Origin of the sequence: Chryseobacterium piscicola, from assembly GCF_900156685.1 — a bacterium.
In the GTDB taxonomy this organism is placed as follows: Bacteria; Bacteroidota; Bacteroidia; order Flavobacteriales; family Weeksellaceae; genus Chryseobacterium; species Chryseobacterium piscicola.
This window is the reverse complement of the sequence record NZ_FTOJ01000002.1, coordinates 200940-224169: the sequence shown is the minus strand read 5'-3', so window position 1 is coordinate 224169 and position 23230 is coordinate 200940. Positions and strand designations below refer to the sequence as shown.

General features: G+C 33.5%; 22 protein-coding genes and 1 tRNA gene. 12 read left to right on the top strand and 11 right to left on the bottom strand.

Annotation, left to right across the window (positions count from 1 at the left end):
* Positions 1-8: 8 nt before the first annotated feature.
* Positions 9-5879, bottom strand: coding sequence for an alpha-2-macroglobulin family protein (locus tag BW939_RS05020; RefSeq protein ID WP_076450832.1), 5871 nt, complete (start codon positions 5877-5879; stop codon positions 9-11).
* A 19-nt stretch (positions 5880-5898) separates the two neighbouring features.
* On the opposite strand from BW939_RS05020, the gene BW939_RS05015 reads away from it, so the two are divergent.
* The 4 genes from BW939_RS05015 to BW939_RS05000 all read left to right on the top strand — a co-directional run bounded on the left by BW939_RS05015 (position 5899) and on the right by BW939_RS05000 (position 8788).
* Positions 5899-6663 carry a UbiA prenyltransferase family protein gene (locus tag BW939_RS05015; protein WP_105170165.1) on the top strand — a complete coding sequence of 255 codons (765 nt, stop codon included), beginning with the start codon at positions 5899-5901 and terminating at the stop codon, positions 6661-6663.
* Between the two features lie 283 nt (positions 6664-6946).
* Complete coding sequence (gene recF, locus BW939_RS05010; RefSeq protein WP_076450473.1) at positions 6947-8050, top strand: DNA replication/repair protein RecF; 1104 nt, start codon at positions 6947-6949, stop codon at positions 8048-8050.
* Between the two features lie 20 nt (positions 8051-8070).
* On the top strand, positions 8071-8478 hold the full coding sequence (locus BW939_RS05005) for a hypothetical protein (RefSeq protein ID WP_123891535.1): 408 nt from the start codon (positions 8071-8073) through the stop codon (positions 8476-8478).
* Between the two features lie 13 nt (positions 8479-8491).
* On the top strand, positions 8492-8788 hold the full coding sequence (locus BW939_RS05000; protein WP_076450469.1) for a DciA family protein: 297 nt from the start codon (positions 8492-8494) through the stop codon (positions 8786-8788).
* On the opposite strand, the gene BW939_RS04995 is transcribed toward BW939_RS05000, so the two are convergent.
* From BW939_RS04995 to BW939_RS04985, 3 genes are read right to left on the bottom strand one after another with little or no spacing between them, the layout of a single operon-like run.
* On the bottom strand, positions 8766-10793 hold the full coding sequence (locus BW939_RS04995; protein WP_076450467.1) for a recombinase: 2028 nt from the start codon (positions 10791-10793) through the stop codon (positions 8766-8768). The genes BW939_RS05000 and BW939_RS04995 overlap by 23 nt on opposite strands.
* Positions 10794-10816: 23 nt before the next feature.
* Positions 10817-11461: a monofunctional biosynthetic peptidoglycan transglycosylase gene (gene mtgA / locus BW939_RS04990; RefSeq protein WP_076450465.1), complete on the bottom strand. Its 645-nt coding sequence runs from the start codon at positions 11459-11461 to the stop codon at positions 10817-10819.
* Positions 11462-11501: 40 nt separating this feature from the next.
* Entirely contained in the window at positions 11502-12548 is a 1047-nt protein-coding gene (locus BW939_RS04985) for an ABC transporter substrate-binding protein (RefSeq protein WP_076450463.1), read from the bottom strand.
* 47 nt (positions 12549-12595) lie between these two features.
* On the opposite strand from BW939_RS04985, the gene BW939_RS04980 reads away from it, so the two are divergent.
* Positions 12596-12669: transfer RNA gene (locus tag BW939_RS04980), tRNA-Arg, on the top strand.
* Between the two features lie 23 nt (positions 12670-12692).
* On the opposite strand, the gene BW939_RS04975 is transcribed toward BW939_RS04980, so the two are convergent.
* A complete protein-coding gene (locus BW939_RS04975; protein WP_076450461.1) occupies positions 12693-12992 on the bottom strand; it encodes a hypothetical protein in 300 nt (99 codons plus the stop codon).
* Complete coding sequence (locus BW939_RS04970) at positions 12989-13360, bottom strand: hypothetical protein (RefSeq protein ID WP_076450459.1); 372 nt, start codon at positions 13358-13360, stop codon at positions 12989-12991. Before BW939_RS04970 ends, BW939_RS04975 begins: the two co-directional genes overlap by 4 nt.
* 22 nt (positions 13361-13382) lie before the next feature.
* Here BW939_RS04970 and BW939_RS04965 point away from each other — a divergent pair, with 22 nt between their 5' ends.
* Positions 13383-13580: a transcriptional regulator gene (locus BW939_RS04965; RefSeq protein ID WP_076450458.1), complete on the top strand. Its 198-nt coding sequence runs from the start codon at positions 13383-13385 to the stop codon at positions 13578-13580.
* Between the two features lie 148 nt (positions 13581-13728).
* Here the strand turns inward: BW939_RS04965 and BW939_RS04960 are convergent, their stop codons facing one another.
* Entirely contained in the window at positions 13729-14013 is a 285-nt protein-coding gene (locus tag BW939_RS04960; RefSeq protein ID WP_084566600.1) for a hypothetical protein, read from the bottom strand.
* An 8-nt stretch (positions 14014-14021) separates the two neighbouring features.
* Complete coding sequence (locus tag BW939_RS16110) at positions 14022-15491, bottom strand: RHS repeat protein (protein WP_076450455.1); 1470 nt, start codon at positions 15489-15491, stop codon at positions 14022-14024.
* 29 nt (positions 15492-15520) lie between these two features.
* Between BW939_RS16110 and BW939_RS04950 the strand changes: the two genes are divergently transcribed.
* The 5 genes from BW939_RS04950 (at position 15521) to BW939_RS04925 (ending at position 19327) form a co-directional block, all read left to right on the top strand.
* A complete protein-coding gene (locus tag BW939_RS04950) occupies positions 15521-16090 on the top strand; it encodes a Crp/Fnr family transcriptional regulator (protein WP_076450453.1) in 570 nt (189 codons plus the stop codon).
* Positions 16091-16155: 65 nt separating this feature from the next.
* The gene (locus BW939_RS04945; RefSeq protein ID WP_028122336.1) at positions 16156-16683 is read left to right on the top strand and encodes a heme-binding protein; all 528 of its coding nucleotides are present in this window, start codon (positions 16156-16158) and stop codon (positions 16681-16683) included.
* Between the two features lie 21 nt (positions 16684-16704).
* Positions 16705-17112, top strand: coding sequence for a hydroxyisourate hydrolase (gene uraH / locus BW939_RS04940; RefSeq protein ID WP_076450452.1), 408 nt, complete (start codon positions 16705-16707; stop codon positions 17110-17112).
* Positions 17113-17939: 827 nt separating this feature from the next.
* Entirely contained in the window at positions 17940-18521 is a 582-nt protein-coding gene (locus BW939_RS04930; RefSeq protein ID WP_076450449.1) for a hypothetical protein, read from the top strand.
* 80 nt (positions 18522-18601) lie between these two features.
* Complete coding sequence (locus BW939_RS04925) at positions 18602-19327, top strand: ABC transporter ATP-binding protein (RefSeq protein ID WP_076450447.1); 726 nt, start codon at positions 18602-18604, stop codon at positions 19325-19327.
* Positions 19328-19367: 40 nt separating this feature from the next.
* On the opposite strand, the gene BW939_RS04920 is transcribed toward BW939_RS04925, so the two are convergent.
* Complete coding sequence (locus tag BW939_RS04920) at positions 19368-21449, bottom strand: M13 family metallopeptidase (RefSeq protein ID WP_076450828.1); 2082 nt, start codon at positions 21447-21449, stop codon at positions 19368-19370.
* Between the two features lie 130 nt (positions 21450-21579).
* On the opposite strand from BW939_RS04920, the gene gloA2 reads away from it, so the two are divergent.
* Positions 21580-21957 (top strand): SMU1112c/YaeR family gloxylase I-like metalloprotein, encoded by a 378-nt coding sequence (gene gloA2, locus BW939_RS04915; protein ID WP_076450445.1) that lies wholly within the window; start codon positions 21580-21582, stop codon positions 21955-21957.
* A 50-nt stretch (positions 21958-22007) separates the two neighbouring features.
* On the opposite strand, the gene BW939_RS04910 is transcribed toward gloA2, so the two are convergent.
* Together BW939_RS04910 and BW939_RS04905 are read right to left on the bottom strand one after the other, a co-directional pair.
* On the bottom strand, positions 22008-22391 hold the full coding sequence (locus tag BW939_RS04910) for a DUF1634 domain-containing protein (RefSeq protein ID WP_076450444.1): 384 nt from the start codon (positions 22389-22391) through the stop codon (positions 22008-22010).
* Positions 22388-23218, bottom strand: a complete 831-nt coding sequence (locus BW939_RS04905; RefSeq protein WP_076450442.1) for a sulfite exporter TauE/SafE family protein — start codon at positions 23216-23218, stop codon at positions 22388-22390. Before BW939_RS04905 ends, BW939_RS04910 begins: the two co-directional genes overlap by 4 nt.
* Positions 23219-23230 lie beyond the last annotated feature (12 nt).

Genomic DNA, 23230 nt, shown 5'->3' with positions numbered 1-23230 from the left:
TTTGATGTTTAGTTTTTAATTTCAAGTTTATCGCCTTTTGTTCGGGCATTCATTTGAGGTGCATAATAATTTTGGAGGGTGGCAAAACCGCTGGAGAAATTTCCTGCAGCATTGCACACTAAATCATACTCAAATACATATTTTCCTTTTGGCATATAGTATATGTAGAAATTGGTAGAAGCATCTTTTGTTGTCTGATAATATCCTAGATTATTTTTCCACTGGTAGCCAGAAAGCACATCTACAGGCTCCAATCCGGCCGCTCTCATGTCTTTGAGATGCACATACTGCATAGGCCTGTCTGAATTTAAGATCATCTTTACAGTAATGCGGTCACCCACATTCAACGGACTTTTTTCTGTTATCTTAAGCAATTGTTCGCCATTTGTAGTCTTTATTTTTTTATAAAACTCTCTTGATATAGAAATATAAGTTTCAGTAGATTTTACATTGTTGATATCTTCATAATATTGCCAGAATAAACCACCTTGCACAATTCCGGGACCAGGCTTGCTTACCGTAACTTGTCCCAGTTTCGGATTTATTTTATCTGAATTTATTGTCTGTTTCAGGAAGCCTGTGGTTTTGGTTTGGGGGGCAAGTTCTTTTCCACCCCAAATGACGGTGGCTTTATCTGCTTCGGGCGTCGTCCAAGATTTTCCAGAATTCATCAAAATATAGATTATTTCTGCTGTAGTTCTAGAATTTCCCCACGAATTGGTTTCTTTTTGTGTAGCCAGCCAGATTTTAGATTCTTCAATAAAATTAATATCGTTTGGTGTAATCTTCTCCAATGCTTCAATAGCTCCGGCATGATTTACGGCTTTAGACTCATACCAGCCCCAATCGTTGAGATTTTTCTTCCAGTAAGCGCCTTGTGTTTCAGATGAAACAGAAGTTTCTTTTAAATAATTAATTAATTTTTTAGACGTGTCTTTCAATGCGTAATTATCATAAATAAGGGCTGCACGATGTACTCCATAAAACGTTAAATCTGTTACTTTAAATTTATTGGCTCTGTCGATAATCATTTGTTTTAATCTTTCTCCTTTTCCGGAAATTGGATATTCTTTTTCCCAATAGCGGCGGGTATCTAAATAATCTAACGCAAAATTGCTCCAAGGATTGTCTTCGGTTTCTTTCCAATATCTTTCGAGTTGAGAATCTACGTATCCAATGAGTCTTTCCACCATATATTTCTGTCCGTTGGGCTGATATTCAGATATACCTTCCTTAAGCCATGAATTCATTTTACCTAAATTTTTAAGAATATATAAAGAACTGCTGTACGAGCTTTCATATCCCGGAAGCCACGGGAAACCGCCGTCTTCATTCTGATATCGCAGTAAAATGTTCCAGTCTTTGGCAATAGAATTTTTCATCTGGTTGACTTCAAAAAGACGCGCAACCCTGTTCATCGTTTCCGTCTCAGATTGAGATTGAAGAACCCACGGTGTTTCTTCAAGCAAAACTTGTTTCAGCTCCTGATTTTTTTCAAGATTACTTTTCAGCAGATCAGCGCTTTTGTATTCATCAAAAACTGCTTTCATTCTAGGATTTGCCTTAAATATTTCTGTACCAACCACATCTGCAAACCAAGTATTAAACCAATCATCCGAACTTATATTCAGGTACTGGCTGAGATCTGGCAAAGCAAAAATAATTTCCCAAATCGGATTGGTTTTTAGTTCTAAAGTATTTCTCACATTTTCTGCAGTTCCTGTTGTATGATTGGAAAGGCTTTCTAGCGTAAAAGTTTTGGTCTGACCTTCTTTTACAAAAATTGGTATTGCATCTGTAAGCAACATTCTGTTAGATAAAACTGAAACCGGAATCTGTTCCCCATCAGAGAAATCGCCTGCTTTTGCCACCACTTTTATGATGATGGAATTTACTTTGTTGTAAGGCGTTTTGATTTTCCAGCTTGCTACAGCATTTCCTGTATTCTGAACTTTAAAATCCTGTATTGATCCTGTAATTTCAAATAAAGAAGAAATATCTTCGTTGGTTTCAGCATTTAAAATCTGAAGTGAGACTGCACCTTCCAAAGATTTCTCAGTAAGATTTGAAATTTTAGTCTGGAAATTCAGTTCGTCACCTTCTCTCAAAAACCTAGGATAATTTGGTGTTACAGAAAGTTTTTTCTGGGTCATAATATCTTGTTCTAAAACTGCATTTCTGTCATCTTTTGTATGAGCAAGAAACATTAATTTCCATTTGGTTAAGGCTTTAGGCGTAGTAAATTCAAAACTTACATTACCTTGAGCATCGGTTTTTAGATGTGGATAGAAAAACGCGGTTTCATTGAGATTTTGTCTTGGATTTACCTGATCAAGTTCTTGTTTTTTGGTATCAACAGCAGTGGCAATACCTTTATCTAAATTACCATCAGCATCATTATCAGCAAACATGCCAGAAGATCTTTTTTCAGAAACCGAAACCTCTTGAGTATACATAGCCTGTGGCACTGGACATCCGTTATAGTTTTCCAAACCTGGTACATTTGGGCAGGCGTCTTTCATATCATCAATGCCGTCGCCATCTGTATCTGTGGTTAAGCCATATTTTATCATTAATTCGTAGAAAACATTTTCATCAAACCATTTCAGTTGTGGTAAAACAATCTGTTTGGTTTCTAGATAATCTACTTTTTTATGCCAATAGAGCTGCGTTGGTACAATCACCAAATTGTAGTTTTTAAAAACATTACGTGGTCTGTAAATTTTCGACCATGAATACTGGTTTGCTACAAATTTATCCAGCGATTTATCATACATATTTGCCAAAACTTCAGCAACTACTTTTTCTTTTTGTCTTCCCAAAATTGTAATGCTCCACTTTTCTTTCGAGTTGGGTTCTAGTTTATCTCTGAAGGTGGTCAATTGAATTTTCAAAGGAGGATCTTCATTTTTAATATTAAGATTGATGTATTGGTTTTGAACATCGTTGTATTGCGCTAAAACAAACTGAATATTGTATTTCTCAATGTTTTTATCCTGAGAAATAGTTATTGGAAATGCAATAATTCCGTTTGAAAATTTTCTTTTTTCTAATTTTGGAGCTCCAAAGCCATCCTGCACATAGATATTTACTTCAGCGTCCGGAATCGCGGAATAGGCATAAAGCATTACTGTAGAACCTCTTTTAACCTGTGTTTTTGACCCAATTACCTTTAAAAACGGAAACTGATTTCCCCCAAGACGGTTTTTGTCCCAAACACTAAAATCCTGTTCGGTTTTGATGGAATCTTTACCTTCAATATTGTAAATCAAAAGTCTGTAAGTGCCGGCATTCAGTTTTCCGAAATTAAGTTCTTTTCCGGATTTTGTTTCGTCAACAACAGTTTTTAAGACTTTCCAGTTTTTTTGATCATCCGACAGATCATACCTGTCGTGCGGAAATTTGCCTAGAAACTCCTCTTTTCCCATCTTCGGAAGATTCTGAATATTGTTTTTAAAATTATTTCTAAAAATTCTTTCAGGCTGTTTCAGCTGTACCAGTTTTACTTTATAGCTTTTATCCAAAGCAACGTCATTGTAATTGAAGCTTTCAACCTTTAGTTTAAAATCTTCATTTGCAGAAGCTTCTGATATTGCATTTGTTTTGAGATAATGTGAAACCGAAGCAACTTTCACATTGGTTTCTGCACTTTGGGTTTCGCCGTTGAGATCGGTAACAGTTGTATTTACTTTATAATTATGCACCTGAATTCCCTTGGTGTTTTCATCTTTTTTAAGGTCAATTTTTATGGTAAATTCTCCTTGTTCATTCGTTTCAGCTTTTCCTAAAACTGAATTTTCGTTGCTGTATTCATTCGGATACCACCAAAAATAACGATTTCGGATATTTTCTCTTTTAATATCAAAATTCACCATCGTTTTACTGAGAGGAATTCCAGAAAATGTGGCAACTTTCCCTTTCAATTCAATGGTTTGTCCGTATTTGTATTCGTTTCTGATGGTATCAAAAGTAATTTCAAATTTCGGACGTTTGTATTCTTCTACAGAAAAATATTTCTGGTTAGAATTATTCCCAGAAACATAGATTGAAAATTTCCCGTTGAGCCTATCCTTTGGAATGTTAAAACTTCCGCTGTAAGAACCAAAATCGTTTGTCTTAAATTTCTGTGATGTGATTTTTTGATGGTTAGCATCAAACAAAGTAACCTCATGCTCCTGATTGACAAGCAAAAAATCTTTGCACTTATCATAATCTGGCGCTGTGGCAATCACTTTGAAATGAACGGTTTGTCCGGGTCTGTAAATTTCTCTATCAAGAAAAACCTGATACAGCTCTTGATGGTAGCGGTAATTGCGTTCTCCGTCATATTCAGAATTTAAAATATTAAAATCTCCGGAAACGGCATCATAAATTAAATAGGGATTATAATCGTAATCACTCTTTATCGATGGGAATTTTGCAAAATTATCGGTTTGGATCAATATTTCAGTATCGCTTATATTTTTGTAATCTCTGAAATAATATCTTTGAAGTTGAGTATTGATTTTTCTTTTACCATTTTCTCTTTCCACAAGAATGTAATCCTTTTTTTCATCATAAATCACCCTTGAAGAAGTGGAAACGAAAAGAAATTTGGAAATATCTTTCCCATTGATGTACTCACCGATATATAGACCTTTGGGAAGGCCATTCATTTCCAAAGAAGTAGTGTAAGGTTTGAAATCTTTCTCATTAGGAACTTCAAAAACATCATTTCTAAAGAGCGTTTTATCTATTTTTTTATAGTATTCATCATAATTAATATTTTGTAAGAAGAGCAATTGTTTTTTAAAATCATTGACCCGATAAATTTTAATTTCAAAACGGTCTGCATTTTTATGCTGAGCAACGATGTGAATCGGCTTTTCGGGAATGTTGTGTTCTTCATAAAAAACTCCCACAAAAGGCTGTTTAATTGTATTTTCAAGATAAACAAGGTTGCTGAGCAGTTTAGAATTTGGATATTCAGCTTTTATTTTCTCAATCCAGCGAATAGCTTCTTTAAATTCAGATTTTTGTTGTAGTTCTTGTGCAATACTTTTAACAATCAAGATTTTGTATTCACCATTTTCGGGAGAATTGACGATATCAATTTGCTTTTGAAGAAATTTATCATCTGTTTTAATATTGTTTTCAAACATCAGTTTTTGATGCTGAAAATAAAGTTGAGGATTCCCTTTATTAAAACTGATTAGATTCTCATACAAAGACTTGATATCAGCTCTGTTTGCGACCAGCTCATCCTTTGTAAAAACAGCTTGATTATTCAGAAAATCAATATTTTTCTTCAGTTTCCAATCATATAAAGTGGGATAATAATCGTAATCAGCGTTCTCGCCAAGCGCCTCCTTATAAAATTCAAGCTTTACATTTTTGAGTTTCGCATCTAGTAAAAGAAGTTCCGCAAACTTTTGGGTGTAATAATTTTTGTAATCAAGCTTCGTCCATGTTTCGATTTCAAAAATCGTTCCTTCGGCTGTATTCGTTCGATTCTGTATTTCATATCTGGTGCGGTTAAAATATTCTTCAAAAAACTCTATTTCTAAAATTTTAAAAAACAGAAGGTCGTTATTTTTCAATTGAGTTTCCGTCTCTTTTATTTTTCTGAAAAATGCTGAGGCGTAATCATTTTTTGTGTCGTCATGGGTTTCTTTGTAAATCCCAAACTCTGCTTTTAATGATTTAATGAGTTGTGGAGCGTTATTATCTTTGATTGCTTTTTTCTGAATTTCAAGAATCAAGGGAAGAGAAGATTTAAACTCACCGTTTTTGTAACCTTCTGCAATTTTTTTCCATTGTACATCATAATATTGCTGTGCAAAAGATAAAGTTCCCAAAAATACAAATAATACTAAAAGACATTTGGATATAGTTTTCATAGGTCTTATTTTTGTCTTAATGAATGCTTTAAAATTACTGAAAAAATACATCATAGACAGCCAAATTTTTGTCTCAATGATGGGAACTTTTTTCGCAATATTTTTCATGCTTGAGCAAAATACATTTCGCTGGCCTACAGTTGCGCTCTTATTCATCACCTATTTTAGTGGTTATCTTTACACAAAATATCAGAATACTAAGCATTTCCCTACAATTTTGGTGCTCAATTGTTTTGCAGGAATCATTTCAGCAATTTTAATTATATTGAATCATAATGAAATACGCTTGCTAAAATGGTTTTTCATCATCCTACTCGGATTGCTTTATAATTCTTCTTTTCTGGAAACATACATTAGAAAAATTCCTTTGTTGAAGGTATTTTATGTTGGTTTAATTTGGGGCTTAATGAATTGCTGGCTCACTTTACCAGAATTCAGTTTTCCCATTTTTTTAATAAGTTTTTTATTTATAACCGCTTTAGTTTTACCATTTGACATTCGGGATATGAAAAGTGATACGGTAATGACTTTTCCTAAGATTATTGGAGTTCAAAACACAAAATATTTAGCTTATTTTTTAATTTTTGCAGCAACTATTTTATCAGTATTTTACTTAGAATTCACGTTTTCACTTTCTTTTTTTGTGAGTTCTATTTTTACTTTTATTCTCATTTATTTTTCTGAAAATTCAAACAAAGATTCTTATTTTTCTTTGTGGGTTGAGCTTTGTTCTGCACTTCCTTTTTTGTTTTTAATTCTGTTTGAAAAACTTTATCTTTACTAAAAATTTGAACTGCTGGAATCTTTCAAAACAGTACAAAATAATAATGTTTGATAAATCTAAACAGATCAGCAAAATATACTACAATATTGAATCGAGAATTTAGTATCAATGCAACAGATACAGTTCAATTTCTATTTATTGAAGTAGAAATTTCACTCTAGAGCAGAAAAATCTGTAAAGATTATTACCCGTTGTATAAAGAATAAGCGACTACAATTGAAAGATTAATTATTAGACATAAAAAAATTCCTCCAGCTTTTAGATTTTTTCAAGAGTTTTTAAAATGACCATCAACAAACTTACCCTTTACAACTTTAAAAATCACGCAGAGCAACATTTTGTTCTTTCACCACAAATCAACTGTTTTGTGGGAAATAATGGTGTGGGAAAAACGAATATTCTCGATGCGCTTCATTATCTTTCGGTTGGGAAAAGTTTTTTGGGAAACAGCGATTTGAATAACATTCAGGATGATGAAGATTTCTTTACTATAGAAGCTGAAATTCAAAATGAAGATGCTGAAGATATTATTAAAATTCTTCAGCCTAGAGAAACTAAAAAAGTAATCAAGAAAAATGACAAGAGCTACAACCGAATGGCAGATCACATCGGTTATCTGCCCAGTGTAATGATTTCACCTTACGATTCTAATCTGATTTCAGATTCTGGGGAAAGTCGCAGGAAGTTTTTAGATTCTATGATTTCACAGACCGATTCTTCCTATCTTTTTGATTTAATTCAATATCAAAAAACAGTTCAACAGCGAAATGCTTTGCTTAAATATTTTGCCAAAAACAGAACCTGGGACAAAGATTCACTAGAAATCTATGATGAGCCTCTAGTAAAATCTGGAACTAAAATTTTTGAAAAGAGAAAAGAATTTGTTTCGCAACTCTACCCTATTGTTCAGAATTTTTATAAAATCATTTCCGGGGCTAAAGAAACTGTTTCTGTACAATATGAATCTCATTTGCTGGAAGGTTTTGAGGCCACTCAGCCAGATAATGTTTTCAGAAATTTACTGCACGAGAATATTGATCGAGACAGAATGCTTACTTACACATCAAAAGGCATTCACAAGGATGATCTTTTGTTTGAAATGAATTCTGTTTTAATAAAAAAAATAGGTTCGCAGGGTCAACAAAAATCGTTTTTAATTTCATTAAAATTGGCTCAAATGAGTTTGATAAAAGAATTAACCGGAAAAACGCCGATTTTATTGCTTGATGATATTTTTGATAAGCTTGATGACAACCGGGTTTCGCAATTAATCGAACTGGTAAATCAGGAAAACTTCGGACAGATTTTTATTACAGATACACATCGGGAACGTACAGAAAGTGTAGTAAAAAAGATCAATGAGGAAAGTATTATTTTTGAGATATGAAAAATCTCAGACCTTTTTTAATGCTATTTTTTTTATCATTAATATTAGTAAACTGTGGAGTTGAAACCGATAATAAAGAGCAAATTTTTCTTCTCTGGACAAATGCCGAGCTGCCAAAAGAAGTGAAAACATTAAACGGTAAATACTGGGAATCTGGGCATTTTTTTAAAGAATACGAAGTCTACATACACCTAAAATCCACAGACAAATGGTGGGCAGATTTCAAAAAAAACAATCAATTAGACACTCACAAATCAAGTTTTTCAGAAGACATACAAACAAAATTAAAATCTGATTATAAAGGAGTTATAAAAATACCAAAATGGTTTAAACCCAGTAAAAATTCTACCATCTATCAAAAAGGAGAATCAGAGTTTTATTGGGACAACACCACAAAAAATTTATATATTCACGAAATTCAATTATAAAATAACTACTCGGATGCGGAAAAATAAAAAACGTGAATTTCAATCCTCAGAATTGGTAAAATCTTTTGCCAGAATTCATGGTTTTGAAGATAAACTAGTGGCCTTTGAAATTAAAGATTTTCTTGAAGATTATCTGGATGAAGCTTTGTTTGATGAAATAAAATCTGTAAATCTCGAAGATAAAATTATCACTATTAAAGTAAACTCACCTTTGGTAAAGCATGATTTCCAGATGAGAAAGAGTTTTTTCCTTAAAAAGTTTCAGGAAAAATTTGGAGAAAATCAATTTAATGATCTTCAGATTTTGTAGAAACACTACTGTTCATCAAATCATTTGATTTTTTGTCTAAAACAGAATGCAATGGAATAAAAAACTTCAGTGGATTTTTTAGGAAATACCTGAAAATTTCTTTGTAAATATCTCTTACCTCACCTACATTCAATTTTCTTGACCTAAAAGCCAAAAACATGGAAAGACTAAAGCTCACTGCAAAATTGAAAAATCCTATTATAAAAACCGTAGCAAAAGAAATCCAGAAAGTATAAGATTCTACAGAGAATTCTTTACCATAAAGACCAAGCGCAAAGTTTCCGGCAGCAAAGGTAATATGGCGAATATCTAAATCTAACCCGAAAAACAACCCTATTGGCGCAGTAGCACCAAGGAAAACACCAAACCAGAAATTAGAAATAATACCTGCCCAATTTTTAGCATAGTATTTTGAAAGACTTGTTGCAACCTTTGCCCCAAACCATCTTTTAACATTAATATTTTTAGCAATTCTATCGGGAATTTGGTAGAAAATAGAATTGTTACCAATAGTTCCTGAGATAATCCCTGAGATAAAAAGATAAAACCCTGCGATACAAGCATGTAGAATAGCTTTAGACTCTAATGGGTCTAAATCTTTCAGCAATTTATCGGATTTTTCAATAGCTAAATTTTGAGAAAAGAAAACATCTAGACCATAGATAATCGCCAATGCAATAGGAAATGACAATAGAACGTTACCTACAAACGCAATAAACTGACTCCTGAAAAGTTTAGAAACCAAATCTGCAAATTCGGTATTATCTCGCTTTGTATTTCCTTGCTCAGAGAGTACTTTTGTCATCGTAGCAGCAGTCATAGCAGGCTGTTTGGTTGCCAAAGTAAATCCCATTAAATAGATCATTACAAATCCCATTGCATAATTCATTGCATACAAAAATGCATGGAAAAAATCGCTTCCTGGCATAAATCCGTAGAGCATTTTCAAGACGCAAAGTGCTCCCACGATTATTCCGCCACCACTTGCCTTGTAAAACATTTTCATGTATTGTTTTCGGCTAGAAGTAATGTAATGGGTACCCGTTTCGGCAGTGTGATTGGTAATAAGGTGCGAAATTAATCGGGTGCTGTCATTAAATAATTCAGAGATATTATTTTTGTGAGATTTATAAGATAAAACATTAAAAATCAATTGCTTAGACTTTACCAAGTAATCTTGTTCAGAATCAATGACTAATAAATTAACAATCTCAAAAATTCTTTGTGTCTGTTGTCTTATTTTCAGTAATGCTTGATTTATTTTCCCTGAAATACCATACTTTGAAGAGTTTTTAAAAGAAATATTAACAAAATCATGACAATGCTCAATGTATATTTTTATCTGCTTATATCTACTATCTTTGGATGATAGTTGCAGATTTGAATTGATTTTAAATTCTTCTGCTAGAGCCTCCAACTCATTCTGAAGTGCTAGAAAAGGATTGTCAAAATTACGGTATTCCGGAGCCATTCTCACGACATCCACTTCCAAAGCCATACCTGTAACGCGCCACGAAAGAATATTCATAGAAAAGATGAGCTCACTCTTTACTCTTTCATTTTTAATGAAATCTGATATATCGAGGAGTTGCAGAAATTCATCTACTTCATTTTCTGGAAGATTATTAAAATATTGAAGATCTTTTTTCGGATTAAAACTTATATTATCTATAAGAAACCAAACCGTATTTTCGTTTTCTACAGATGGTAGAATTTTATTCAGAATTCGTTTCCGCAGCTCAGGGAGAAACGAGTTTTCAGACAAAATATTAGCTTCCGTGAGAGATAAATTGAAAGGTCGCTCAGAGAAAATATTTTTTATATAATATGAAAAATTGAATCTTTCATTATCATTAACTCTGAAATTATTGAGTACGTCCTTAAAATCTGCTTTTCGGATACTTTCTAAAAACTCTGCCAGAGGCTCCAGCGAGCGTGTTTCATTCTTAGAAAAAAAGTACTTTGAAAGAACATTCTTAAAATTTTTGTTACTCAAAATCTTTATAATTTATTGAAAATTAAATTGTTTTATTTTAAACTTACATTCTGCATCTGTCTCATGATCCAGCGATGTTTTTTATTGAGATAGAGCGAAGGATTTTTGGGGTCATATTTTTTTGGATTTGGCAAAACTGTGGCAATCCAAGCAGCTTCAGAAGTATTCAAATCTTTTGAAGATTTCCCAAAATAATATTTTGCAGCAGCTTCTACACCAAAAACACCTCTTCCCATTTCTATTGAATTGAGATAGCGCTCAAGAATTATATCTTTAGACCAAACTTTCTCTATTACAAAAGTGTATATTGCCTCAAAACCTTTTCTTATCCAGCTTCTTCCCTGCCAAAGAAACACATTTTTTGCTGTTTGCTGTGAAATGGTACTTCCTCCACGCATTTTTTTTCCTTCTTCATTGTTTTTATAAGCTTTTTCAATTGCAGTATAGTCAAAACCATCATGGATAAAGAATTTTTGATCTTCGGATGCAATAACAGCTTTCTTCACATTAGAACCCATATCTTCATAAGAAATATAGTCTCTATCAAGCTTGCCATACTGTATCAAACCGCCAATTTGGGTAATAGTAATTGGTGGATTAAAGAATCTTCCCCAAATGATGAAAAATACATTCAAAAGAAGTATGATGAAAATGAATTGTTTTATTTTTTTCCACATAATCTGAAAACTGGTACAAAAGTAAACAAATACTACGAGTTTATCGCAACTCTTTGAAGTAAGTCAGTTTATAATCTAAGAAAAGCTCGGGATGAAAAATCTTGATATAATCTTTCAATACCACATCAGAGCGCACTACTCCGCTTTCAAAAAAATCGTTTGCAGTAGCTGTCTGTTTTTCGCTGAAGGCATACACTTTCCCATTGGTGAAAACATTTAATTTTGAATATAAAGGATTGATTTGAAGCATTTCTTTTTTAGAAATATGATTTCCTGCATTTACCCAAAAATTAATAGAATTTGACTTATCATAAACCTCTTCAAAACTCATATTAACAGCTTTTTCTTCTGTATTTTCTTTTAAAATATAATTGGCATTGGCATCAGAAATATACTTGGCAACTGCAGTTTTTCCACCAGGCAAATACCAAATATTTCCGTACATTTCGTTGGCTAAAATATTGGGTTTTGAAGTTGCAGATGATGCAAACTTTTTATAATCATAGTAACTATTTTCAATTTCTCTAAATTTCTTTTCAGCTAATTCACTTTTACCTAAAAGATGTCCAAATATTTTCAAGTAAGAGGTTTTTTCAAGTGGTTTTTGTTCTAAATATTCATCAAGAAAAACAACTTTAATTCCGTTATTTTTCAGCAGCTCGTAGGTGTTTTCAAAATTGGGAATATAATTAGTAAAAATAGCATCGGGCTTCAATGAGAGTATTTTTTCAACATCATATTTTTGGTCATTACCAACGTTTTTAATTTTACCAGACTTAACTAAATCCTGAATTTTTTTTGAATAGATATATTCCGGACTAGAAACTGCCACAATCTGATTTTCTGATTGCAATTCGGATACATAACCAATCATACTTGCGTTAAGAATGACTATTTTTTTAAATGGAAGATCATTTTTATCAAAATTATAACTGAATTTTCCTGTCTTAAGCTGAAAATTGCCGGAATCATTCTTAAATTTCGTGCGTTCAGATAAAATTTGCCAATCCGATGATGTAATTTTTTGTTCTCTCTTACAGCTAATTAGAAGAAAAAATGTAAATAATAATAAAATTTTTGATTTCATATTTCAAAGAAAACAAAAAAAATGTATATTTGCAAACCCTTAATAAAGGCCTCGTGGCGCAACTGAATAGCGCACCTGATTACGGCTCAGGAGGTTACAGGTTTGAATCCTGTCGAGGTCACAAGACCGACATTTGAAGATTTTTCACTTCTTTGTCGGTTTTTTTTTATTTCCTAACTCCTTGTTAATCAAAGCAATATTAGCAGCCAAACTGTTGATTTTTGTGGTTTGAAAATACTCGCCATCGAATGTTAACTTTTCAGTATATATCAAACCAACAATTGCGCGTTTGTCAATTGTACTTGCATTATTGTATCTTTCAGAGATGTTTACAATGGCATTTAATGCTTGACTCATCTTCTTCTCAATACCATCAGTACGACCAGAATTTTTCAATGAATTTAATTTAAAGTTGATATCTTCAATTTCCACTTTATACTTCATTTTAATCCTTTTAAAATCTTCTTCATCCAATTTATCTTCAAGATACATATCTCTTCTGCGGTTGGGACAAATTTAGGTGTGGGTGGTGCAGGTCTTCCTCCGATGCTTTCTGTTTCATACTGAAAACCATCGAGGTATTCTGTGGTTTTAAAAACATCATTACCATTGTTTCTTCCAGTAAAATATTGGTGGATCTTTTTTAATTTTACACCATCTGCTCTGAAAAGATAAGTTGAGTTCTTGTAAATGGTGGTATTGTTTCCATTCAGGTCAGTTCTTATAGCTGATTGATTAAATCTGTTGTAATTCGGCAGGTTCAGATGGTTGTATCTAATTTCCAGAGTACCTTTGTCTTGGTGCGAGGTCATATTGCCGTTGAGATCATAGTTTATGGGCGTTCCTGATGTATCTGGAGACGGTTCTATTCCTAAAGAAGTTATCCTAGAAGATAAAACCGAACTCGAGCTGATTCGATTAATACAACAGCTCGAAGATGAAGACAAGCAAACTATTTTCCGACTTGTGGAAAAAATGCTTACCACCAAAAAATTTAAAGATTTTTTTGCTAAAAACGCAGCAGCTTTATAATAAAAAACCCACCGCAATTGCGGTGGGTTTTGTGTTTATTTAGCTTGCTCAAAGTCGGGAGACTTTGCGCAGCGGGTGCTTTCCTAAAGCAAACTAAATTGCAAAGCATTATGTAATAGAAAAGCCAACTCAATTGAGTTGGCTTTGTTTATTTATAAATTTCTATAATCTCTATTTCTCCCAATGGTACTTTAGATTCAGAAAATAAAATCTTTTCTCCTATTCTAAGTTTTTTCCCAAAATAATCTTTAGATATAAAATCTATATCAGCTTTTATCTCTTCACCAGGATAAACTAATTTCTTTTCTAAAGGAAGCGTAATTCTTCCCGAAACTAAACTTGTTGAACCAAAATTAAAAAGTGGTCTATAACCATTTTCAAAAGGCTTTCCTCTTCCTTCTTTATATAAAAATAACTTCGCTCTAATTTTCATAATATAAATTATTTGGCAACAGGACTATATTTTAAAGCTTCTATACTTTTTACAGCTCTAAGCTGATTTGCAGGAATGGAGGTTGCTGGTAACCCATCTGCTGTAAAATTAGTTGCAGATTTCATAACAGAATTTGGAACTTGTACTCTTATAATCGTCATTGGTGTTTGATCCCAATTATATAACCATTTTCCAAATTGGGAAGCATTTGATGCACTATTTGTAAAAAGCTTACCTGTTTCGTATCCTGCACTAGAGACTCTTAATCCACCACTTGCAGATATGTCTCCTAATTCCGCTGGTGAAACGGCTCTATAAAGGGCTGTATTAGTAACTCTTCCATATCCACCTGCTGCAAATCCACTTGACACATCCCTCATTTGCTCAATGTGACCACTGTTCATTAACCTAAAAATTCTGTCCATTTTAGATTCTCCAGAATTATAATTAGGGTTATCTCGATAGGCTCTGTATTGTTCTAAAGGATTAGAGTTAGAACTACCAGCGAAAAACGAATGTACTCCTTCTGAAAAGATACTATTTGTAGACCCCATAATAGTTGTTCCTCCTGCTGTGCTTATATCTGAACCTGTGTCCAAAGTATTTCCTGAAGAATCGGAAACGGTTCCATTATTGTGGAAAGTATATTGTGAAGATACTTCTCCTCCCACTCTTGTGGTAAGGGTACTTCCTTCTCCAAGATGTTGTGCATTTCCTCCATATTTACCAACTGCATCTTCTTGAGATTTTACAGAATCATCAAAGAAAATCTGACTTCCTCTTTGAACCCAATCAGTTCCAGACATTCCTGTTGGATCTATAATATTTATTGGATTGTTGTAAGCATAACCATAGGGATCTAAAGTTGTTGAACTTAAAGGATCGTGTACAGCCCATCTACCTATATCTGCCATATATTGGCGAGCTCCAAAGTCAGTAAAACCAGTCTCTTGCAACTCTTTGCCTCCAAACTTGTACTGATAACTGGAATTCCCCGCCGTAGCATTATACCCCTCATGCTTCAATCCAAACGGATAATAATTATTCTCTTCAAGAACTTCTACGCCGTTACCTCCAATAAAGTAACTCAATCTCACATTTCCCAGATGATCTGTGTAACTGTAAATATACTTATTATTTTCAAAATTGTAATAGCCTTCTGCGGTTGGGACAAATTTAGGTGTGGGTGGTGCAGGTCTTCCTCCGATGCTTTCTGTTTCATACTGAAAACCATCGAGGTATTCTATTGTTTTAAAAACATCATTACCATTATTTCTTCCAGTAAAATATTGGTGGATCTTTTTTAATTTCACACCATCTGCTCTGTAAAGATAAGTCGAGTTCTTGTAAATGGTGGTATTGTTTCCATTCAGGTCAGTTCTTATGGCAGATTGATTAAATCTGTTGTAATTCGGCAGGTTCAGATGGTTGTATTTACGCGTCCATTTTCTATATTTAATATCTTTAAATTTGACCAATTAGATTTAAACCATAAGTATGATCACCAATGTATTCACTTCTTGAAAAATTTATCCTGAGCAAAAGTGATATTTCTCCCGAAAAACTGGAGAAAATAACGTCTTTCTTCATTCCTGTAACAACAAATCGAAACGAAATATTGCTACAATATGATCAGGTGTGCAAATATTACTACTTTATCAATAAAGGCTGTATCCGTTTATTCACAACGACAAAAGATGGTGCAGACAGCTCAAGGTATTTCGCTTTTGAAGGGAATTTCGCCACAGCTTTACCTAGTTTTATTGACCAAAAACCTGCCCAAGAGTACCTACAGACAATAGAGAAATCAGAATTGCTTTGCATTACGAGGCGAGACTTTTATTATTTGGTGAAAACGGTACCTGAGTTTGCAAAAATTTACACTGAAATTCTGGAGCTTGGATTCATCATCGCACAAAAAAGGATTTATGGTTTTCAGGGGTTTGATGCATTAGATAAAGTAAAATGGCTCATTGAATACCAGCCTCAACTTTTACTTAGGGTATCCAACAAGATGGTCGCTTCATATCTCGGAATTTCTCCTTCTACCTTAAGCAGAATAAAATCAAAACTCTGAAAACGTTGACATAGGACAACGTTTTTGATTTTTCTAGTCTTTAACTTTGCATCAAAAGAAAGGTTATGAAAATACAATTTTTGTTTGTACTACTGAGTTCATACTTATGCTTCGCACAAAACAATACTGAAAAAACGATACCACTCTACCCTACTAATCAATACGTAAAGTCTGTTAATAACTTAAGTACAGAAGCAGCATTAGAATTGGCAAGCCGCATCTCAAAAACTGCAGCTACAAAGAACAAAAACGTTTCTATTGCGCTATTGGATGCTTCCGGAACAACTATCCTATTGCTCCGAGGCAACGGCGTGGGACCTCACAATACTGAAGCATCAAGAAGAAAAGCCTATACCGCGTTATCAACGAAAACACCCACCCTTTTGTTATTAAGAAATGCAGAAAAAAATCCTGACACAAAAAATCTGAATTCTCTACCGGAACTACTTCTATTAAGCGGAGGAATGCCCATTTGGTACAAGGGTGAAATCATTGGCAGTGTAGGCGTATCAGGTGGTGGCAGCCCGGAAAATGATGATTGGATCGCACAGTCCGCATCCATCCCGGAAATTGGGATTACTACAACTAAATAGTTTAAATTTAAAAATAATAAAATGAAATCACTACTCATCACGATGCTTTTCGGACTTTTACCGATAGGGACTTTTGCTCAGACCAATAATTTTCAGCTGTCTAGTCATATCTTGGATGTGTCTAAGGGTTTACCTGGTGCAGACGTCAAAATAAAATTAGAAAAGTATAACAAACAATCAAAAACATGGGCTTTTGTAGACGAGAAAAACACCGATACAAATGGCAGGATTTCTGATTTTCTACCCTCAGAAAAAGACAATCTCGGCATTTTCAAATTAACCTACTACACCAGCGATTATTTCAAAAAAAACAATACAGAAAGTTTTTACCCTTATATTGAAGTGGTATTCGAAATCAAAGACAAAAATCATTACCACGTTCCGATAACATTGTCTGCTTATGGCTATTCTACGTACAGAGGTAGCTGATTGGGCTTGATGAATTAAGCGCGCAATTTTTTTTACGCAATAATCATTAAAAAAAGCAAATGTTGAATTATAATCAACGTTTGCTTTTTTATCATTTTTATCAGAAATAAATTCTAACCAAGTCACTTGTTGATCTTCTTTAAAATTCGTGATCGTAATGTGAAAAATTTTACGTTTAGCTGTATCAATGTCTGATATCTTCGAGAATACTGATGACATTGATTTTTCAAGAGAATTTACAGACTTTCCTTCTTCCAGATAAACCCCTTCTCCTTCCGGTACCATTAAAACCTGACCTTTCTGAATCTGTGCCAATTGGTTCTTGCTTCAGGCTCAAATGTGACATTTCCGGCAAAGAACTCATTGTTTTTATTTTTTCTGATAAATGCGCTTAGAAAGCATATCTGGTAAAACAACAAATTGCTAAACAATACTTCCTTATCGGGGTAGCACACCACTCACACTATTTTTTCAAAAACAGATATTAGTCTATATATAGAGTAACCTGAAAATTTAACTTGAATTGTTTGAAATTTTTATATTTCAAGAAAAACAATTACTGGCCTTATGAAATTATATAATCTCATTTCAGAGTTGAATTAAATTTAACACATCTTCAATCATATTCGATTATGTCTATAAATATCTAAAAACTAGATAAAAACAGAAGCTTAATCAACATTTGTAATTCAATACATCAATAAATATCATGTAACGCATAAAAAATGGTTGAAAAAAAAATATTACTTTTGCCGCATAAAAAATTGTCAGTTTTTGGATAATCGTTAATTTAGCGTTTCCATACCAAAATATTAAAAGAAAACAGCATGAAAAAAATATTTTTACTATTTGCATCAGTAATTGGTTTTACTGCATTTTCGCAAATCAAGGTTCTGAAAAATGAAACTTTGGTAGAAATCGGGAAAGATAATTCTGTAGGATTATATAAAAAAGATAACAAATATACTTTTAATTATCAGGACGTTAATAACGCTAATCTGAATACCTTCAGATCATTTTCTTTTATTGATATGAACGGCGATGTTACAAATCTTTATAAAATGATTTCCGATGGATTTATTGATGAACCTTCCGGAAACATTAGCCTAGAATTACCAAATGACATCATTGAACTTCATTTTGAGAAGAATTATGGTCAGCCAACAATGCAATTCATCCAGTACATCAACAAAAACAAAAAATATGTTGGTAAATCGCAATTTTTAAACAAAAAACAATTGGATAAGATTTTTGGCGTTGGTACCCCAAAATCGGCTCTTTACAACAAACCCGCAAAACAACAAACTTCTGTAAACCTACAAACAGCGACTCCGGTTCAGCAAACTTACAACACAGTAACTCCAGAGAGTACTCAGCCCGTGAAAAAATCTACAAATAGAAGAAAATAACAGCTGACTTTTAACAATATTTAAACTCATTCTTTACGGATGAGTTTTTTGTTTTATTTTTGTAAAATATCAAATATAGCATGTCATTAATTATAAATAATTTAACCAAGACTTTCGGTTCTCAAATTGCCCTAAACAACATTACTATTTCTTCAGAAAAAAATGAAATCATTGGTCTTCTGGGTCCTAACGGAGCCGGGAAATCAACGTTAATGAAATCTATTGTTGGTGCTTTAAAAATTGAACAAGGCGAAATATTTTTAGACGGAACAAACATCACTGAGAGCGAAATTGAAACCAAAAAGAAAATTGGTTTTTTGCCAGAAAACAATCCCCTTTATTTGGAAATGTATGTGAAAGAATATTTGCAGTTCGTTGCCAATATTCACAAAATCCAGACTTCGAGAGTGAATGAAGTTATTGAAACAGTAGGTCTTTCGCAAGAGAAATCTAAAAAAATAAGTCAGCTTTCTAAAGGCTACAAACAGAGAGTTGGTCTTGCACAAGCCATCATTCATCAGCCCGAGCTTCTTATCTTAGATGAACCAACGAACGGCCTAGATCCTAATCAGATTCTTGAAATACGTAATGTCATTAAAGAAATTGGCAACAAAAAAACGATAATACTGTCTACTCATATCATGCAGGAAGTTGAAGCTTTGTGCAGCAGAGTGATTTTAATTCATAAAGGGAATATTTTGCAAGATTGCGCTATCGAAGATTTTAAAGGAAAATTTAATAGTTTAGAAGAAGCTTTTACCGCTTACACTACTGAAGAAATCGTTGAAATTTCTAACAATAATTAAAAAAAATGAAGACCTGCAAATTTGCAGGTCTTCATTTATGTTACCAAATCATAATTCTTTCAGAAGGCGCTTTATACATTTTATCACCTGATTTTATATCAAAAGCTTTTATAAATGAATCTTGATTAACCAAAGGACCGAATGCCCTGAAAACACCTGGTGAATGCGGGTCTGTCTTTACCTGATTAATCATATATTGCTCCGTGGATTTTGTACGCCAAACCGTTGCCCAACTCATAAAAAAACGTTGATCCTGATTGAAGCCGCTAATTAAACCAGGATTTCCTTTATCTTTTAGATACATTTGTAATGCTTCATACGCCACAGAAACACCTCCAAGGTCGCCAATATTTTCACCACTTGTGAATTTCCCGTTAACGAAACTTCCTTTTACAGGTTCGTAAGCATTGTATTGCGCTGCCAGCTGAGCCACTTTTGCATCAAAGTTTTTACGGTCTTCGGCTGTCCACCAATTATTCAAATTCCCGTCTCCATCAAATCTCGAACCGCTGTCATCGAAACCATGAGAAATTTCGTGACCGATTACAGCACCAATTCCACCAAAATTAACGGCCGCATCCGCTTTTGGATTATAAAAAGGAGGCTGCAAAATTGCGGCAGGAAAAACAATTTCATTATTAGATCCGCTGTAATACGCATTTACAGTTTGCGGCGTCATTCCCCACTCTGTTTTATCTACTGGTTTACCTACCTTTTCAAGATTCTTCACATATTGCCATGCTGAAACATTTTGAAGATTTGAATATAGAGAGATTCCTTTTTCCAATTTCAATTTAGAATAATCTTTCCATTGATCTGGATAAGCAATTTTTACGCTGAATTTCGAAAGTTTTTCGTGGGCTTTTATTTTTGTTTCAGGAGACATCCAATCGATTTCTGTAATATGCTTATCAAAAGCTTTAAGAATGTAATCAATGTAAGTTTCCATTTGCTGCTTAGATTCTGGAGTGAAATGCCTTTCAACATATAATTTACCGAACGCCTCACCCAAAATAGAATTCACCATAGCCAAACCTCTTTTATTCATAGGTCTTGGCTCTTTTTGTCCTTGCAAATATTTAGAATAAAAATCAAATCTGATTTGCTCAAGATTTTCATCGAGATTGGAAGCGTTTCCGTTAATGACATGGTATTTCAGATAATCTTTCAACAACGGTATATTTTTCTTCGAAATATATTGATCTAAATTCTGATAATATTTCAGTTCACCAATAATGACACGGTCGGTATTTACGCCTGCATCTTTAAGATATTTCGGAAGATTTATATTTTTCACCAAAGCAGCCAATTCTGAAACTTTTTTTGGATTGTATCTTAAATTTGCATCACGGTTTTGCTCTAGAGTAAGAAGTTGATTCGCCATTTGTTTCTCAAAATCTACTACACTTTTTGCCATCGTATCTGCGTTTTTATATCCTAAGACCTCAAAAAGTTTAGAAATATAATTTTGATATTCTGCTAAAGTTTTGGTATTGGCTTCGTTTACTTTTTGATAATAATCTCTTCCCAAACCGAGATCTGGGCCACCAAGATAAACCGCATTCATATTAGAATCTTTCAAATCTGCACCCACTCTCCAGCCGTAAAATGAGTTCTCTCCTAATTTTGTAGCCTCAAGAAGATATTTTTGAAGATCATTAACGTTTTTAATGGCATCAATTTTTGCTAAATCAGATTTTATTGGCGCCAAACCTTCACTATTTCTTTTTGAAAGATCCATAAAGCTTGCATATAAATTCTGAATTTTATGCCCTTCTGAACCTTCAGGATATGTTTCGCTCAGAATTCCGTTTAAAATATCAAGAGAAGCATCGTCTACATTTTCTCTTAAAGCATTGAATGATCCCCAACTCGCTTTATCTGAAGGAATCTGGGTTTCTTTAATCCAATTCCCGTTAACGTAACTGAAAAAATCGTCTTGAGGTCTTACAGATTTATCCATATAAGCGAGATTTATTCCTTCTTCTTTTATTTCTCCTTTTACAGGAAATTCAATAGTTGGAACTGGTTCTTCAGCAATGGCCACCTTTTTAGTTGTGCTACAAGAATTTAAAAACACGAGACCTGAAAACGCCAGAATGGCAATGTTTATTTTTTTCATTAAAATTTTATTTTTTGATTTTAAAATGCATTTCAAATATAATAAAATGTTGTGAAAAACAGGGTCGTAAACTTTTATAAAATCTTTTCAAAAATTATCAAAAACGATACAAAAACTCTACATTTGAAATATGAAAATACATCACATAGCCATTATCTGTTCAGATTATGAAGTTTCAAAAAAATTTTATACAGAAGTTTTGGGTTTAAATATCATCCGTGAAGTGTACCGCGAAGAAAGAGAATCTTATAAATTGGATTTAGCCATTGGAAAAGAGTATGTAATTGAATTATTTTCATTCCCGAATCCTCCGCAACGACCTTCTAGGCCAGAATCTTGTGGATTGAGACATTTGGCTTTTTCAGTAGAAAACGCAAGACAAAAACATAAAGAATTGGTTTATAAGGGTTTAAAATGCGAAGAAATTCGCACTGATGAATTTACCGGAAAGGAGTTTTTCTTTACGCAAGATCCAGACAATTTGCCGTTAGAATTTTATCAGAATTAAATTAAAGAAAAAACTTAGATCAATCATACAATATCAATCATCATTGATAATCAATGTGCGTAACCCGTAAAAAAACTTACCGCCATTATCGCCAAAACAATCGAGGAAATAATAACATAAGTGTAATCTTTCTCTTTCAAATATCCGATTAAAGCAAAAATAATTCTCATCAAAGGTGTGAAAATAAGCATCAGAATACCCAATTGAATGATGGCCATCCCTTCACCTTTGCAAAGTGTTTCCCAAAAATGGCTCCAGACTTTTTCAGAAGACGTTCCCATGTCGAGAAGTTTGTACTTTCTGGGCATCTTAAAGCCTTCCACGAAAAGCTTAATAAAACCAATCAGCGAAGTTATTACAGATAAAATAACGCCCAGACGAAGGAGGTTTCCAACAGAACGGTTCAAATCTACGTCAGTGAAATTTTTTCTCATGAAAAGTTGCTTCTAATACCGTTATACATCATATACACTGAAAGAATTGTAATCACGATGGCAAAAAATGTCTTTAGCTTTTTCGTTTTTGAAACCATTAATGTTTTAGATCCAATGAAACTACCAACAACAACGCCAACTAAAACCGGTGCTACGATTACGGGAATAATCTCACCTCTCTGGAAATAAATTAGAGAACTCGCAACGGCAGTTACTCCAATCATAAAGTTACTCGTAGTGGTAGAAACCTTGAAAGGTAACCTCATCATATTATCCATTGCCAACACTTTCAATGCACCAGAACCAATTCCTAAAAGGCCAGACATTGCTCCTGCAAACATCATCATAAAAAATCCGGGAACTGTATTTCTTGCAGAATAGCTTTTCAGAATTCCTTTATCTGGAAAAGTTCCGTACAATTTTAATTTATCTTCTAAACTCCCTTTAATTCTAGGCTCCTGATGGTCTGGTTTTCCTTTTAGATTTAAAATGACAGTCAACAAAAGAATACTTGCGAAAATAATTCCGATGGTGTTCGGATTAAGCATTCCGGAAACCAAAGCTCCCACAATTGCTCCCGCAGTGGTGGCAATTTCCAAAAACATACCGATTCTCATATTGGTAAATCCTTCTTTTACAAAAGCCACAGCAGCTCCCGAGGAAGTTCCGATTACCGAAATCAATGAAGCACCAATAGCGTAGTGCATTGGAACGCCAAAACCCAGCGTGAGTAAAGGGATAATGATAACTCCTCCTCCTAGACCTGTAAGTGAACCCAAAAGGCCTGCTGAGATAGCGCCAAGAAAAAGAATAATAATCTCCGACATGCTACAAATATA